At 61.3% G+C, this 14,685-nt stretch carries 15 protein-coding genes and 1 pseudogene; 1 reads left to right on the top strand and 15 read right to left on the bottom strand.

Features of this window, described 5'->3' with window-relative positions:
• Positions 1-319: 319 nt before the first annotated feature.
• The 13 genes from phnP to phnC all read right to left on the bottom strand — a co-directional run bounded on the left by phnP (position 320) and on the right by phnC (position 10,975).
• Positions 320-1,069 carry a phosphonate metabolism protein PhnP gene (phnP, locus tag ACRER8_RS09210; RefSeq protein WP_431746019.1) on the bottom strand — a complete coding sequence of 250 codons (750 nt, stop codon included), beginning with the start codon at positions 1,067-1,069 and terminating at the stop codon, positions 320-322.
• Positions 1,060-1,641, bottom strand: a complete 582-nt coding sequence (gene phnN, locus ACRER8_RS09205) for a phosphonate metabolism protein/1,5-bisphosphokinase (PRPP-forming) PhnN (protein ID WP_431746018.1) — start codon at positions 1,639-1,641, stop codon at positions 1,060-1,062. Before phnN ends, phnP begins: the two co-directional genes overlap by 10 nt.
• Complete coding sequence (locus tag ACRER8_RS09200) at positions 1,641-2,816, bottom strand: alpha-D-ribose 1-methylphosphonate 5-triphosphate diphosphatase (protein ID WP_431746017.1); 1,176 nt, start codon at positions 2,814-2,816, stop codon at positions 1,641-1,643. The genes phnN and ACRER8_RS09200 overlap by 1 nt, the downstream gene beginning before the upstream one ends.
• Positions 2,810-3,526 (bottom strand): phosphonate C-P lyase system protein PhnL, encoded by a 717-nt coding sequence (gene phnL, locus ACRER8_RS09195; RefSeq protein WP_431746016.1) that lies wholly within the window; start codon positions 3,524-3,526, stop codon positions 2,810-2,812. The genes ACRER8_RS09200 and phnL overlap by 7 nt, the downstream gene beginning before the upstream one ends.
• A gap of 20 nt (positions 3,527-3,546) precedes the next feature.
• Positions 3,547-4,362, bottom strand: coding sequence for a phosphonate C-P lyase system protein PhnK (gene phnK, locus ACRER8_RS09190; protein ID WP_431746015.1), 816 nt, complete (start codon positions 4,360-4,362; stop codon positions 3,547-3,549).
• Positions 4,359-5,234, bottom strand: coding sequence for an alpha-D-ribose 1-methylphosphonate 5-phosphate C-P-lyase PhnJ (locus tag ACRER8_RS09185; protein WP_431746014.1), 876 nt, complete (start codon positions 5,232-5,234; stop codon positions 4,359-4,361). Before ACRER8_RS09185 ends, phnK begins: the two co-directional genes overlap by 4 nt.
• Positions 5,231-6,304 (bottom strand): carbon-phosphorus lyase complex subunit PhnI, encoded by a 1,074-nt coding sequence (locus ACRER8_RS09180; RefSeq protein WP_431746013.1) that lies wholly within the window; start codon positions 6,302-6,304, stop codon positions 5,231-5,233. The genes ACRER8_RS09185 and ACRER8_RS09180 overlap by 4 nt, the downstream gene beginning before the upstream one ends.
• Complete coding sequence (phnH, locus tag ACRER8_RS09175; protein ID WP_431746012.1) at positions 6,304-6,921, bottom strand: phosphonate C-P lyase system protein PhnH; 618 nt, start codon at positions 6,919-6,921, stop codon at positions 6,304-6,306. The genes ACRER8_RS09180 and phnH overlap by 1 nt, the downstream gene beginning before the upstream one ends.
• A 59-nt stretch (positions 6,922-6,980) precedes the next feature.
• Complete coding sequence (gene phnG / locus ACRER8_RS09170; RefSeq protein WP_431746011.1) at positions 6,981-7,457, bottom strand: phosphonate C-P lyase system protein PhnG; 477 nt, start codon at positions 7,455-7,457, stop codon at positions 6,981-6,983.
• A 14-nt stretch (positions 7,458-7,471) separates the two neighbouring features.
• The gene (gene phnF, locus ACRER8_RS09165; protein ID WP_431746010.1) at positions 7,472-8,191 is read right to left on the bottom strand and encodes a phosphonate metabolism transcriptional regulator PhnF; all 720 of its coding nucleotides are present in this window, start codon (positions 8,189-8,191) and stop codon (positions 7,472-7,474) included.
• 39 nt (positions 8,192-8,230) lie between these two features.
• Positions 8,231-9,019, bottom strand: coding sequence for a phosphonate ABC transporter, permease protein PhnE (phnE, locus tag ACRER8_RS09160; protein WP_431746009.1), 789 nt, complete (start codon positions 9,017-9,019; stop codon positions 8,231-8,233).
• A gap of 63 nt (positions 9,020-9,082) precedes the next feature.
• Positions 9,083-10,087: a phosphonate ABC transporter substrate-binding protein gene (gene phnD, locus ACRER8_RS09155; protein ID WP_431746008.1), complete on the bottom strand. Its 1,005-nt coding sequence runs from the start codon at positions 10,085-10,087 to the stop codon at positions 9,083-9,085.
• 54 nt (positions 10,088-10,141) lie between these two features.
• Positions 10,142-10,975, bottom strand: coding sequence for a phosphonate ABC transporter ATP-binding protein (gene phnC / locus ACRER8_RS09150; protein WP_431746007.1), 834 nt, complete (start codon positions 10,973-10,975; stop codon positions 10,142-10,144).
• 566 nt (positions 10,976-11,541) lie between these two features.
• Here phnC and ACRER8_RS09145 point away from each other — a divergent pair.
• Positions 11,542-12,330 carry an alpha/beta hydrolase gene (locus ACRER8_RS09145; protein ID WP_431746006.1) on the top strand — a complete coding sequence of 263 codons (789 nt, stop codon included), beginning with the start codon at positions 11,542-11,544 and terminating at the stop codon, positions 12,328-12,330.
• A 175-nt stretch (positions 12,331-12,505) separates the two neighbouring features.
• Here ACRER8_RS09145 and ACRER8_RS09140 read toward each other — a convergent pair whose 3' ends face one another.
• Complete coding sequence (locus ACRER8_RS09140; RefSeq protein ID WP_431746072.1) at positions 12,506-13,270, bottom strand: methyl-accepting chemotaxis protein; 765 nt, start codon at positions 13,268-13,270, stop codon at positions 12,506-12,508.
• A 93-nt stretch (positions 13,271-13,363) separates the two neighbouring features.
• Positions 13,364-14,398 (bottom strand): annotated as a pseudogene (locus ACRER8_RS09135) (HAMP domain-containing protein); the annotation flags it as partial.
• Positions 14,399-14,685 lie beyond the last annotated feature (287 nt).

Here is a 14,685-nt window from a genome sequence, read left to right as displayed (position 1 = left end):
CTTGTGGCTATCCAATAGTTGCGCACGCAGAGTCGCAGTCAGGATCACTGAGCTGCGCCCTCAAGTAGGTCGGACGATCTTCAGAACACATTGCACGCGTTACCTTGACGCAACGGGCAAAACTGATGGGTGCACAGGCCCGATAAAAGGCCCCGTCAGAAAAGTGTAGTCATGGAATTGCACGCTCAAGCCGAAAACATCGCTACGGTGACGAGCGGTGTGCCTGCGCTACGTCAACAACCGACTCACCACCGCGTGCAACTTCCCGGGCTTCATTGGCTTGTTCAACAGCGGCGCATTGAGCGTCTGCCATTACAGCTCAAACCATCATCCCATCCCGCGCCATCACCACATGGCCCGGTAATGCCCCGGCATGCTCGATCATCCACGCATCCAGCGTATGCCCGACATGGGTCAGCACACCTTGCCGCGGCTGCAATTGCTCGATGATCTGCAACGCCAGATTCAGATCATTGTGATTGCGCGGCGTCTGCGGTTGCGGGGGCATGGAGCAATCGAGGATCAACACATCCAGCGATTGCTGTTGCAGAAAGGCCATGGTGTCCGGGGGCAATCCCACAGTGTCGGTGAGGTAGGCCATCCGCCGCCCGCCACCTTCCAACAGGTAGCCCAAAGTCGGCTTGGAATGCAGCAACGGCAGCGCGGTGACCTGTAATTCACCAAACAGGCGCTTCTCGAAAGGCGAAAACGGCTGGCTGAAATCGAGGATCCCCGGATGCTTGTACAAGTCCGACAACCCTTCCGAATCCACCGGGCCATGCACCGGAATCGTCAGCCCTTGCCCCCAACGCAGATGCAACAAGCCCTGAGCGTGGTCGGCGTGGTAATGGGTCTGGAGGATGCCGTTGAAGCTGCGCGGCGGGAAACGTTCGGTGAGATCCGGCAAGCCGCTGTCAATTAACCAGCGCTGATCATCTAGTTCTACCAGGGCCGAACATGGCCTTCGGCGCAGACGCGGATCGGCGTGGGCGGCCTGACACGCCTGACACTGACAGCCATAAACCGGCACTTGCCGCGCATCTCCGGTCCCCAACAACGTTAGGCGCATGCATGCTCTCGGTCGATTCGCTGCAGCAACCGGGCGACGGTCTGCTCCAGTGCACCTGAGTTGTCCAGCAGGATGATCGGCGTCCCGTTTGTCGCAGGAGCAGTGGCCAACAGATCATCGGCAAACTGCACATTGCGCGACAGCCGAGCCTCGACCTCTTGAGCCGACTCTCGACCTCGAGAAAGCAGACGCTCGCGAAGGACCGCCTGATCGACACTCAGCAGCACCACCAGCAGATCGGGATAGCGCGCCCGAGCCTGCGGCAGATGACCGCGTGAACCGTTGATCAACACATCGTGTCCTTCGGAGAGCCACTGATCGATCTCTTGCGGAATGCCGTAATGCAGGCCGTTGGCGAACCAGCTCAGGGCAAACGCGCCCTGAGCTTGCATCTGGTTGAACTCCTCGACACTGACGGCCTGCGCCGCCTCGCCCTTGGCTTCCGCCGAACGGGTGATGACCCGGCGCACGATCCGGCAGCCGCGTGCGGCCATCGGTTCGCGCGCGGCATCCAGCAGGCTGTCCTTGCCCGAACCGGACGGCCCGATGAGATAGATCAACCTGCCTGTCATCAGAAAACCCTCTTCGCTTGTCGCCAGACCTGTTGGATCACAGGCAAGGTGCCCACGGCGCGGACGTGAATCAGGTCGGCGCGCAGACCGACACGGATTTCGCCGCGATCATGCAGCCCCGCCGAACGCGCTGGCGACAGACTCACTGTCGTTACGGCTCTGGCCAACCCTGCACCCAGTCCTGCCCCTGCCACCGGGTGTTCTTCGTCAAGCTGAGCGCCTAGCGTGAACGCCGCCTGCAGCAGACTGGCCGGATAATAATCGCTGGAAAGAATATCCAGTAGCCCTTCTTTGGCGAGAGTTGCCGCCGCGATGTTGCCCGAGTGCGAACCGCCACGAACAATGTTCGGCGCGCCCATCAACACGTTCATGTCCAGACGACGGCACGCCTGCGCTGCTTCCAGGGTGGTCGGGAACTCGGCGATGGTCATGCCGTAGCCCGCCGATTCCTCGACGTGCTCGACAGTGGCGTCGTCGTGACTGGCCACCGACAGGCCTCGCGCCAGACAGATATCGACGATGGCCTTGCGGTAGCGGTCACTGTAGATCCTCGAGTTGGCGACCTGCTCGACGATGAATTCGTCCATCTGCGCGCTGCTCAGGTGATATTTACCCATGTAGTACTCACGGTACTTGGATTCAAGGGCGAACTGGCGCTGACCCGGCGAATGGTCCATGGTCGACACCAGCTGCACCAGCGGCTGCTCCACCAGATCACGAAACACGCTCAGCGTGTCCGGGTGGCAGACCTCGCAGCGCAGGTGCAGCCGGTGCTCGGCTCGGGTCATGTCGGCGGCGTTGGCCTTGGCAATCGCCTCGACCATGCCTGGCAGTTGCTGCATGCGCTTGCCCTTGGGGTTGACGTCGCCGATGGACAGCGCATCGAACACCGTAGTGATGCCCGCGGCGATGACCTGCGCATCGTGGCTCATCACCGCGGAAGCCGACGGCCAGTCCACGCCGGGACGCGGGCTGAGGTGTTTTTCCAGGTTGTCGGTGTGCAGTTCGACCAGCCCCGGCAGCAGGTAATCGCCGTTCAAATTCTGCGCGTGTGGCAGGTAGCTGACGCCGGTCTGCACGTCGCTGATCAGCCCGTCGCGCAGCACCACGGTGCCGGTGAATACCTGCTCGGCGGTGACGATCTTGGCGTTGGTCAGGATCTGTTCGTTCAGCATTCCAGTAACTCCTCGGCAGTCATTTCCAGCGGTGTCATGTCCAGCGAGCGGTCGGACACCGCCTCGCGGGCGAGATGGTCGTGGAAGATGCCGATCACGGCAGCGCCCGCCTCTTTTGCTTCGTTGATCAGCTCCAGCACTACTTGACGATTGCCGTCGTCCAGCGATGCAGTGGGTTCATCCAGCAGCATCACCGGCCACGGCACCATAAAGCCGCGAGCGATGTTGACGCGCTGCTGCTCGCCACCAGAGAAGGTCCCCGGCGCCAGTTGCCACAGTCGTTGCGCAATGTTCAGGCGACTGAGCAACAGCTCGGCGCGAACGGTGGCTCGTTCGCGGCTCCAGCCACGGCTCAGTGCCGGCTCCATCACCACATCCAGCGTCGCGACGCGGGGGATCACCCGCAGAAACTGACTGACGTAGCCCAGGGTCTGCTGACGCACCGCCAGCACATCGCGAGGCTCAGCGCCCACCAGTTCCAGCCACTCGCCTCGATGCTGCACACGAATGCTGCCACCCGCTGGCAGATAATTGCCGTAGAGGGTGCGCAGCAGAGTGCTCTTGCCCGCCCCGGAATGACCGTGGAGTACCAGACATTCACCACCGCGCACCGAGAAGCTCAGCCCGCGCAACACATTGAGCACCACCCCATTCTGCTGATGCAGGGTGAAGGTTTTCGAGAGGTCCTGGACCTCGATCAGCGTGTTCATCAAGCCACCTCAAAATCGGATCAGGGCTGCAGCACCGAAGACACCAGCAGCTGCGAATAGGGATGTTGTGGATCGTCGAGGATCTGATCGGTCAGCCCGGTCTCCACCACGCGGGAACGGCGCATCACCATCAGGCGGTCGGCGAGCAGACGGGCCACGGCCAGGTCGTGGGTCACGATGACCACCGCCAGATCCAGCTCGCGTACCAGACCGCGCATCAAGTCCAACAGACGCGCCTGCACCGACACATCGAGGCCACCGGTGGGCTCATCCATGAACACCAGACGCGGGCCGGACACCAGATTGCGGGCGATCTGCAGGCGCTGTTGCATGCCGCCGGAAAAGGTTCGCGGCAAGTCATCGATGCGCGCCGGATCGATCTCCACCTGATTCAGCCACTCCAACCCCGCCGCGCGCAGTTGCTGGTAATTGCGCACGCCTTGGGCCATCAGCCGCTCGCCAATGTTGGCGCCGGCGGAAACCGCCATGCGCAGACCGTCGCGCGGGTTCTGCTCGACGAAGCCCCACTCGGTGCGCAGCAGGGTACGGCGCTCGGCTTCGCTGGCGCTGTACAGGTCGAGCCACTCACCTTGCATTGTTCGGTAGTCGATGGCGCCACTGTCCGGCGGGCAACGGCCGCTGAGCAGCGACAACAGCGTCGATTTGCCCGACCCGGATTCGCCGACGATTCCTAGCACTTCGCCGGGGTACAGCTCGAAACTGACGTCCTGACAGCCTTTCTCCGGGCCATAGAGTTTGCTCAGCCCCCTGACCTTGAGCAGCGGCTGCGTGCGATCGGCAACTACCTCCTGATGCACGTTCTGAGCAGCGTTCATTGCCCGGTCCTCCCTTGATTGACCCGTTGCGCGCAGTAGTCGGTGTCCGAGCAGACGAAGCTCTGAGTGCCCTGATCGTCGAGGATCAGCTCGTCGAGAAACGAATCATGGCTGCCGCAAATGGCGCAGTTGTGCTCCCACTTCTGCACTTCGAACGGGTGATCCTCGAAGTCCAGGCTGGTAACGCGGGTGTAGGGCGGCACCGCATACAGACGCTTCTCGCGGCCGGCACCGAACAGCATCAGCGCCGGGCTCATATCGAGTTTCGGGTTGTCGAATTTCGGGATTGGCGAGGGGTCCATCACGTAGCGTTCGTTCACCGTTACCGGGTACGCATACGCGGTGGCGATGTGGCCGAAGGTGGCGATGTCCTCGTAGAGTTTGACGTGCATCACCCCGTAATCGTTGAGCGCGTGCATGGTCCGGGTTTCGGTTTCCGATGGTTCGATGAAACGCAACGGCTCGGGAATCGGCACCTGATAGACCATGATCTGATCGGCATGCAGCGACGTTTCCGGGATCCGGTGACGGGTCTGGATGATCGTCGCCTCAGGGGTACGCTCGGTGGTTTCGACGCCTGCGGTGCGGGCGAAAAAGCGCCGGATCGAGACAGCGTTGGTGGTGTCGTCGGCGCCCTGGTCGATGACCTTGAGCACGTCTTCGGCACCGAGAATCGCGGCGGTTAGCTGCATGCCGCCGGTGCCCCAGCCATAGGGCAGCGGCATTTCACGGCCGCCAAATGGCACCTGATAACCGGGAATCGCCACGGCCTTGAGCAAGCCGCGACGGATCATGCGTTTGGTCTGTTCGTCCAGATAGGCGAAGTTGTACGCCTCATCCCTGCCCGGGCGAGGCTGCGTAGCGGCATTCATTGGGCCTGCTCCTTGGAGGGCTTGCGCAGTTTGCGGATCAGTTCCAGTTCGGCCTGGAAGTCGACGTAATGCGGCAGTTTCAGGTGCGAGACGAAACCTGCGGCTTCGACGTTGTCGCAGTGGGCGAGGACGAACTCTTCCTGCTGCGCCGGCGAGACGATTTCTTCGGCGTACTCAGCGGCACGCAGCGAGCGGTCCACCAGTGCCATGCCCATGGCCTTGCGTTCCGCATGACCAAACACCAGGCCATAACCGCGAGTGAACTGCGGCAGCTCGGTGGCGGATCCGACGAACTGATTGACCATCTCGCACTCGGTGACCTCAATGGCGCCGATGGCGATGGGGAAACCCAGTTCTTCCGGCTCGATCCACACCTCGACCTCGCCGACCCGAATCTCCCCGGCGAATGGGTGATTGCGCCCATAACCGCGTTGGGTCGAATAGCCCAGCGCCAACAGAAAACCCTCGTCGCCACGGGCCAGGGACTGCAGACGCTCGGCGCGGCTGGCCGGGTACTCCAAAGGCTCGCGGGTGATGTCGGCGACCGGCGCGCCGGTGTCGGCTTCTTCCTTGATCAGCCCTTCCTTGGCCAGCAAGCCAGAGACCCGTGGACAAGCCTCGACCCTGGCGTCCGACTGGGATTGCGGACCTGGATACTCGCCCTCGGCCAGCAGCGTGAAATCCAGCAAACGGTGGGTGTAATCGAAAGTCGGCCCAAGCAGCTGTCCGCCCGGCACGTCCTTGAAGGTCGCCGACAGTCGGCGGCTGATCTGCATCGCCGAAGTGTCGATCGGCAGGCTGGCGCTGAAGCGCGGGAGCGTGGTGCGGTAGGCGCGCAGCAGGAAGATCGCTTCGACCAGATCGCCGGCCGCCTGCTTGATCGCCAGCGCCGCAAGTTCGGCGTCATACAGCGAGCCTTCTGTCATCACCCGCGCCACCGCCAATGGCAATTGCTGGCGAATCTGCTCGACGCCCAGTTCGGCGACCGAGGTGTCGCCCCGACGTTTTTTCGCCAGGAGCTTGTGAGCGTTGTCGATGGCCTGTTCGCCACCTTTGACGGCAACGTACATCAGGCATCCCTCTTAGGCAGCAATGGCTTGAACAGCACTTGGGTGCTGCGTGGCAGGCCCATCAGTTCGCTGCCAGCGAGGAAGAACACGTCGATGCCGCGAGGAAAATCATTGCGCGACTCGCGCTCTTCCCAGAACGCTTCCTGCAGAGGCAGGCTGACGTGGTTCTTGCTTTCGATGCCAGGCCCCTGCCAGGCCAGCTGGCGACCGCCTTGCAGACTCGGTAATTGAACCAGCAGCGTGCAGGACTGATCGGGGTAGCGGTCGTTGCCCAGATCGAAACCGCTGAGATCGTGCAGCTGGCTGTCGTCGAGCAAGGCGAAGCGCGCGTTCTGCCGGTCGTTGACGATCGGGCAGCCACAGTGGAAGGTCAGGTTGGCGCGAATCGCCTGGGTGTCGAATGTCGGCGCCAGCCACAGCGGCGTGTCGATATCCAGCAACGCAAGGCACAACGCGTGACTGGCCGACGCCAGACCTTCCAAGTGCGGCGGGGTTTGCGCCGACAACAGACTCTGGGCGACACCGGGCCCGGCCAGGGCCTTGAGTGCGGCACGGAAACTGCGCTGGGCGTCCAACACCGGATCGGCGAAAGCAGGCTGCAAAAGCGTCGAGGGCATGTCAGTTGCACTCCTAACGGCCGCGCCCATAAAAGTCTCGCTCACGGGAGTCGTACTCATCAGTTTTCTCCTCTGACCAAGGTAAAAAAGTCCACCTTGGTCGCTGCGGTTTCGGCTTGTTGTTGAGACCGGCGTACGGCTTGGGCCTGAGCCAGCGGTTCGATCAGTTCACGGAGCCAGTGAGCCTGTTGCGTGCCTTGCAAATGGGCATCGGCCAGCGCGGCCAGCTCGGCGTGAGCCTTGTCGCGACCGGCCAGATAGCTGTAACCGGTGCGTCCGTCGGCCAGACGCACGACGCAACGGGTCACGCTCATCTCGCCGACATTGAAGGGCGCGCCGCTACCGCCCATGCGGCCACGGACCAGGGTCATGCCAATTTCCGGGGCGCGGATCAGCTGGTATTCGGCGTCGCGCAACGCTGGCTCGTGGGCCAGCAGTTCAGCGCGGCGGGTGCGCGACAGCACGCCGATCCAGTGCTGGCGGGCAGCCTGCTGTTGTGAAGAAGGGGTTGAGGTGAAAGCAGGTGGGGCAGTCATCGAGGGCATCTCCATCAGGTGACGATCTGATACTGGAAGCGGTCGGAGCGGCTGGTGGAGTAAGCAATCTCCACCGGCTGTCCGTCTGCATCGCGGGAAAGTGTGAGCACCGTCAGCGCTGGCAGGTGGCGCGGCATGAGCAAGACGCTGGCTTCCTCGCGACTGGGCAAACGTGCGCCGATCAGGCTGAAAGTGCGGGTCAACGGCAGGTCGTGGGCGGCCAGGAACTGGCGCACCGAACCGCTTTTGTAATCGGCCACGAGGGCGGTGCGACTGGCGCAATAGCGGTGACGAATCAGGCTCACGGGTTGGCCGTCGAGACGGCGCAAGGTTTGCAGCTCGACCAATGGCGCATGTTCGTCAAGGCCCAGGTGCTGGGCCTCTTCGCGGGTGGCGATGCACTGACGGCGCTGCAACAGAAGTGCTTCGACTCCGTGGCCCAAGGCCGACAACGACTGGCTGTAGGCACTCTCGGCGGCCATCGGGTACACCAGCGGACGGCCCAGCACCTGCGTGCCCTTGCCTTGGCGGCGCAACAGGCTTCCTTCGCGCACCAGTTCATCGATGGCCCGGCGCACCGTGTGGCGGTTGACCTCGAAGCGTGCTGCCAGCTGGGTTTCGGCCGGCAGGAATTCGCCCGCGGTGTAGCTGTTCAGTTCGCTGCGCAAGGTATCGGCCAGTTCGCGATACATGGGTTCTCGATGCAGAGATTCGGCTTGTCTAGACAACTGCATGGCTAAAAAAAGGGTTCGCACCCTCTCCTGTCGTGATCGTTAGATGAACTGCTTGCGCAGGCGCTGAGAGAAAATATCGATGACGCTGACCACCACAATGATCACCAGCAACACGGCGCAGGTCTGAACGAACTGGAAGGCGCGGATGTTTTCCCAGAGGATCACGCCGATCCCGCCGGCACCGACCATCCCCACCACCGTGGCCGAGCGCACGTTGGATTCGAAGCGGTACAAGGCGTAGGAAATCCACAGCGGCATGACTTGCGGAATTACCCCGAAAATCACTTCCTGCAAGGCACTGGCACCGGTGGCGCGCACGCCCTCCACAGGACCGGGATCGATGGCCTCCACGGCTTCGGCGAACAGCTTGGCCAGCACGCCGGTGGTGCTGATCCACAACGCCAGGACACCAGCGAAAGGCCCCAGGCCCACCGCGACCACGAACAGCATCGCGAAGACCATTTCATTGATGGAACGGAAGGAATCCATGACCCGGCGCAGCGGCTGGTGAATCCACCAGGGCGTGATGTTGTCGGCGCACAGCACGCCCAGCGGCACCGAACAGACGATCGCCAGCAGCGTGCCCCACAGGGCGATGTGCACGGTGACGATCATTTCCTTGAGGTAGGAGCGCCATTCGTGGAAATCAGGCGGGAAGAAGTCGGCGGCGAAGGTCGCCATGTTGCCTGAGTCGCGGTACAGGGCCAGCGGATTCATCTCGGCGCCGTGCCAGGCCCAGGCCATGATGGCGAGGAAAATTCCCCAGCCCAGGTATTGCGGCCAACTGCGCTTGCCAGCGGTTTCAAGGTAAGCAGCGTGAGCGGTCATGAGAAGTCTCGATTTCGATTACGTGTAAAGCAGGCGCGATGGATCGACACCGCGCCGAGCCGGTCAGCCCGCCTTGGCGGTGCTTTGTTTTTCCAATTCGGAGATACGGTCCTGCAGCTTGCTCAGGCTTGCGTCGATCTCTTTCAGGCGGCTGGCCTTCTCGTCAGCGCTGAGGCTGGTACTGGCCGTGGTTTCGGTCTTCTGCTTGAACAGTTCGAGCTGGCGGATCGTCAGTAACTGGTCATCCGAAGACTTCAGGAACTTGCCCATCTGCATGTTCTTGAGCACGGCTTTTTCTTCGTCGGTATCGCCGTAGTTGGCGAAGAAATCGCGGATCTTGTTCTTGGTCTCATCGGCCATGCCCTTGCGCCAGACCATCGGGTCAGCCGGGATGAGCGGCGACTTCCAGATCACCTTGAGCTTCGCCGCGCTTTCCGGCTGGGTGACCTCCAGGCGGTCCATGCTTTCGGTGTTGAAGGTCGCGACGTCCAGTTGGCCCTTGGCGACGCTCAGAGCGTTGACTTCATGGCTGGAGTTAAGCGTGCGCTTGAACGCGGTGGCGGCATCGACGTTGTTTTTGGCGAAGACGTAGTAGCCCGGTACCAGATAGCCGGAGGTGGAGTTCGGATCGCCGTTACCGAAGGTCAGCTCCTTGGCATGCTTGAGCATGTCGTCGACCGAATTGATCGGGCTGTCCTTGCGCGCGATGATCACACTCCAGTAACCCGGCGCGCCGTTGGCGGCGGCGGTCTGGGCGAAGATTTCGCCGCCGGAGCGGTCCACGGCTTCCATTGCCGCCTTGTTGCCGAGCCAGGCCACATCGACCTTGTTAAAGCGCATGCCCTGGATCAGGCCGGCGTAGTCAGAGGCGAAGGTGGCGTTGACTTTCAGGCCGGTCTTTTTCGACATGTCGTCGAGAAAGGGCTGCCAGACGCTTTTCAGGTTTTGCGAAGACTCGGTGGACATGATGCCGAAGTTGAGGGTGTTGTCGTCCGCTTGCGCGGTGCCCATCAGGCAGCCGGCAACGACAGCGGCAGACGCGAACACGCGACCGATACGGTTCAACATGGAGAGCTCCTGGAACGTGGGTTGAGGTTTTCGGATTGACAGAAGTTGCGCGAATCAGACCCGCGCCAGCACCAATCGCGGCGCGCGCTCGGCGCTGCGGCCCTGATCGGCGAACATCAGGCTGGCGTCAGCGTCAGCGCCATACAGGTCATTGAGGAACTGCCCGTTGAGGTCCGCGCCGTTGCCGTCGAAATGAATGCGTCCGCTCTTGAGCGCCACGGCACGGGGGCAATAGCGCACGGCGTAGTCCACTTGATGCAGGGTGACGACCACGGTCTTGCCGTCCTGACGATTGATGTCAGCGAGGATTTCCATGACCTTGCGCGCCGATTCGGGGTCGAGGGAAGCGATGGGTTCGTCAGCCAGAATGACTTCGGCCTGCTGGGTCAGTGCACGGGCGATTGCCACCCGCTGCTGCTGCCCACCGGAGAGCGTCGAGGCCCGTTGCTGAGCGAAATCGGCCAGCCCGACGCGGTCGAGATTGGCCAGGGCACGAGCCTTTTCTTCGGCATTGAACAGGCCCAGGCTGCCACGCCAGCGCGGCATGCGCCCCAGGCAACCGAGCAGGACGTTGTCCAATACGCTCAGGCGATTGACCAGATTGAATTGCTGGAAGATGTAGCCGATGTCGGCACGCAATCGGCGCACCTTGCCGTTGAGGCGACCTGCGGCCTGCACTTCACGGCCCAGCACCTGCACGCTGCCGCCATTGCCGCGGTCGCAGCAGGCAAGCCCGGCCAGATGGCGCAGCAGAGTGGATTTGCCCGAACCGGAAGCGCCGATCAGCGCTACCATTTCTCCGGGTTGTATAGACAACGCAAGGTCAACCAGAGCGGTCTTGCGAGCAAATGTCTTGTTCAAGCGGTCGACATGGATAGCTGCGTTCATGGGCTTCTCTTGTCTCGTGTGTCTGGGCTCTGGCGTCCTGCCAGGAGGTAATGTTCAGTTGCCCCGACCCGTCCTGGTCAGCGTTCGGTGCGAGTGACATTAGAGAGAGCGTGTGGCATTTCGATGACCCGACGATGAACGTCGGATGGCAGTTCGTTGACGATTTGATGCGGGGTTTTTCGAGGTTTTTGTCAACATGTTTGCTGATAACAGCGGCACCGAGGGCATGCGGAATAGACAAGTTGGATGCAGTTGGAACCGCGCCGTGAGCAGGGCTTCGTCTTGTATGAATTTTTTTTTGGCGGAACCGGCCTCTTCGTCGGCAAGCGCGCTCCACAGAGGCGCGCGCGTTTTGCAAACTGTATGAACACCTCTAATCCTGTGAAAGTGAGCTTGCTCACGAAGGCGAACTGTATGAAACGAATTTATTTGCGCGGACATCGCATTCGTCAGCACAGACACCCACCTAATCAAGGTCACCCATGAACTGGATCAGATCACTCACGTTTACGCTGCTCAGCGTCTTGTCATTTATAGGCCACGCTGCCAATCAGGAGACCCACCCCTTGGCTGAAACCGGCTCCACTCACTACCGCTTCGAACGCCTGCACATCGACTCCCCGGATGGCCAGCGTCATTACCGGCTGGACATCGGCATTCCACGCAACCCGCCTCCCGCTTCGGGCTATCCGGTGATGTACCTGCTGGACGGCAATAACGTCATGGCCGAGCTGCACGAAGGCTGGCTTGGCGAACTGGACGCAGGCACCCCGCCGCTGCTGGTGATGATCGGTTACGACATCGACGGGACGTACGACGGCGAGCAGCGCACACGGGATTACACCGGGGCGACGTCCGAGGCGTTTTTGCAGGTGCTTGAATCGAGGATCAAACCCGAGGTTCAAGCGCGCTACAGCGTCGACCTTGGACGGCAGACGCTGTGGGGGCATTCCTTTGGCGGATTGTTTGTGCTGTATGCGCTGCTCCAGCAACCCCACGCGTTTCAGACCTGGATCGCCGCCAGCGCCTCGCTGTGGTATCAGCCAACGACTTTTGACAATGGCATGTCGCTCAAGGCATTTCCGGCAGGCACTGCCCCGACCGTGCGGCTGGTCAAAGGGGAAAGAGAAGGCAAGCCGCCCATTGCGCAGTTCGATGGGGGTTCGCCGGAAAGAAGAAGGGAAATGTCAGCCGTGCCCCGCGATGCCAACCGCCTGCTGGCCGAGCATCTGGCGACGCTGCCTGGCACCGAAGCCAGTTATCAGGAATTCAACGGCCGCAATCACGGACAGATGTTCGGTACGGCGTTGCATCTGGGTTTGCGCAGGGCTGCGGGATTGCCCGAGCAGCCTTGAGCGTGTGCACATCGGACATCACGTTGCAATACGACCTGTGGGAGCAAATTTATTAGTGGGAGTTGGTACAGGCGATACATCTGCATCGCCTGAAACACCGCTTCGCGAATAAATTCGCTCCCACCGTTATCCGGTGTACGCACGTCCAATCGGGTGATCGTGGATGCGGATTTCGTTAAATCCGGAACGTCCCCACCAAATGCTGCAGGCGCGCGGCCTGATGCTCCAGATGGCTACAGGCGTCCAGTGTCGATTTCAGATTGTCGACGCCTTCCTGGTTGAGGGTGTTGATCTCGGTGATGTCGACGTTGATCGACTCGACCACCGCCGTCTGCTCCTCGGTCGCGGTCGCCACTGACTGGTTCATCCCGTCGATCTCGCCGATGCGGCGGGTCACGCTGTTCAGCCGCTCACCCGCCTGATTGGCGATGGTCACGCTGCTTTCGCTCTGCCGCTGGCTTTCAGTCATGTTGGCCACGGCATCGCGCGCGCCAACCTGCAATTCTTCGATCATGCCCTGCACCTGCTGAGCGGAGTCCTGAGTGCGATGTGCCAGATTACGCACTTCATCAGCCACCACCGCGAAGCCACGCCCGGCCTCGCCGGCCCGTGCCGCTTCAATGGCGGCGTTGAGCGCCAGCAGATTGGTCTGCTGGGAAATACCGGTGATCACTTCGAGGATCTGACCGATGTTGGCCGTCTTGTCGTTCAGCGTTTCGATGTTCACGCAGGACTCGCTGATCTTCTCCGACAGCTGATTCATCGCCTTGATGGTCTGGGTCACGACGCCCTGACCTTCGCTGGCCAGCTGAGTGGCTTCGCTGGAATGCTGCGAGGCCAAAGCGGCGTTCTGGGCGATTTCCTGAGCGGCGGCGCCCAATTGATTGATCGCCGCGGCGACGCTGCTGGTGCGGCTGGCCTGTTGATCGGAGTTGCCCATTGACGAGTTCGAAGCACCGACCACGCGAGCCGCCACTTCGCCGAGCTGACCAGCCGTAGACGCCACTTCGCGGATCGAGCCATGAATACGCTCGACGAAACGGTTGAACGACTGCGCCAGATCGCCAAACTCATCTTGCGACACGATCGACAGGCGCTTGGTCAGGTCACCCTCACCGTCGGCGATATCCTGCATCGCCCGCCCCATTTGATGCAGCGGCTGCATCAGGACACGAATCAGCAGGCCCAGCAGCAACATAATGATGGCTACGGCGATGACCATGGCCGTGATGGCCGACGAGCGGAATTCGCTGAGCATGGAGTAAGCCGTGTCGCGGTCAAGCACCAGCGCCACGTACCAGTTGGCCGAGGAAAGACCTTCAACCTTGGTGAACGAGATGAACTGCGCCTTACCGCCGGACTCGATTTCCGCCACGCCCGGCGCGATCTTCGGCGCACCGTTGGGGTAAGCCTCGCTGACATTCTTGAGCAGCAGTTTGCTGTCCGGGTGAATAAGAATCTTGCCGTCGGCACTGACGATATAAGCGTAGCCATGACCGCCGAAGTTCAGCGAGTTGATGGTCTTACTGATGGCGTCCAGCGAAATGTCCGCCCCCGCCACTCCGATCATCTGCCCTTGCTGACGCACCGGCGTTGCCAGGGTCACCACCAGTTTGCCGGACGAGGCCGCGATGTAGGGTTCGGTGACGATGATGCCTTGCGCCGCGTCGGCGGCCTTGTACCAGCCGCGAGCGCGCGGATCGTAGTCGGCAGTGCGGTTACCGGCAGGCACCGAGAACATGACGCCGTCTTTGCCGCCGAAATAACTGAGTTGGAAGTTGTCCGGGTACACCGGCAGGCCGATGGTCCGTTGCAGGTTGGCCGACGCAGGGCCGTCAGCGGCAATTTGCTGGGCCATCGAGTAGAGCAGCTGCGTGCGGCTGTCCAGCCAGATCTGAATGTTTTGTGTAGTCAGACTTCCCAGTTGTTGCAGTTCGGCATCGACATTGTTCTTCAAGGTTTCGCGCTGGCGATAATCGTTCACCAGAATAAAACAGGAGAAAGCAACAACAACTATCAATGCAGCGGCCAACAGGATCTTTCTGCTGAAACCTAGACTTTTGATCATACGATTGTGTCCATAACCAGGAATGACAGCGACGTGAGTGCGTAGCCGATCAGGCGCGCGCCGCGCTTTGTACGGGGTTAAGCGGAGAAAGGGAAGTCGCGGCCTGAAATATAATTCGGCCGATAACGCGCGGAGTTTAAGACCGGTCGTCGAAGTCTGTTAGTTGGACGCAAGTTGATTCGACAGATCATCTTGGCCCCTGAATTCAGGATCCAATTATCGAGCTTCATAACATCGTAAAAACGTAGGAGCCGGCTTGCTGGCGAACGACGGGTTCGCCAGCAAGC

Source organism: Pseudomonas sp. (assembly GCF_050739935.1).
Lineage (GTDB): Bacteria > Pseudomonadota > Gammaproteobacteria > Pseudomonadales > Pseudomonadaceae > Aquipseudomonas.
The sequence above is the reverse complement of the archived record's forward strand: the minus strand, read 5'-3'. Positions and strand labels throughout refer to the sequence as shown.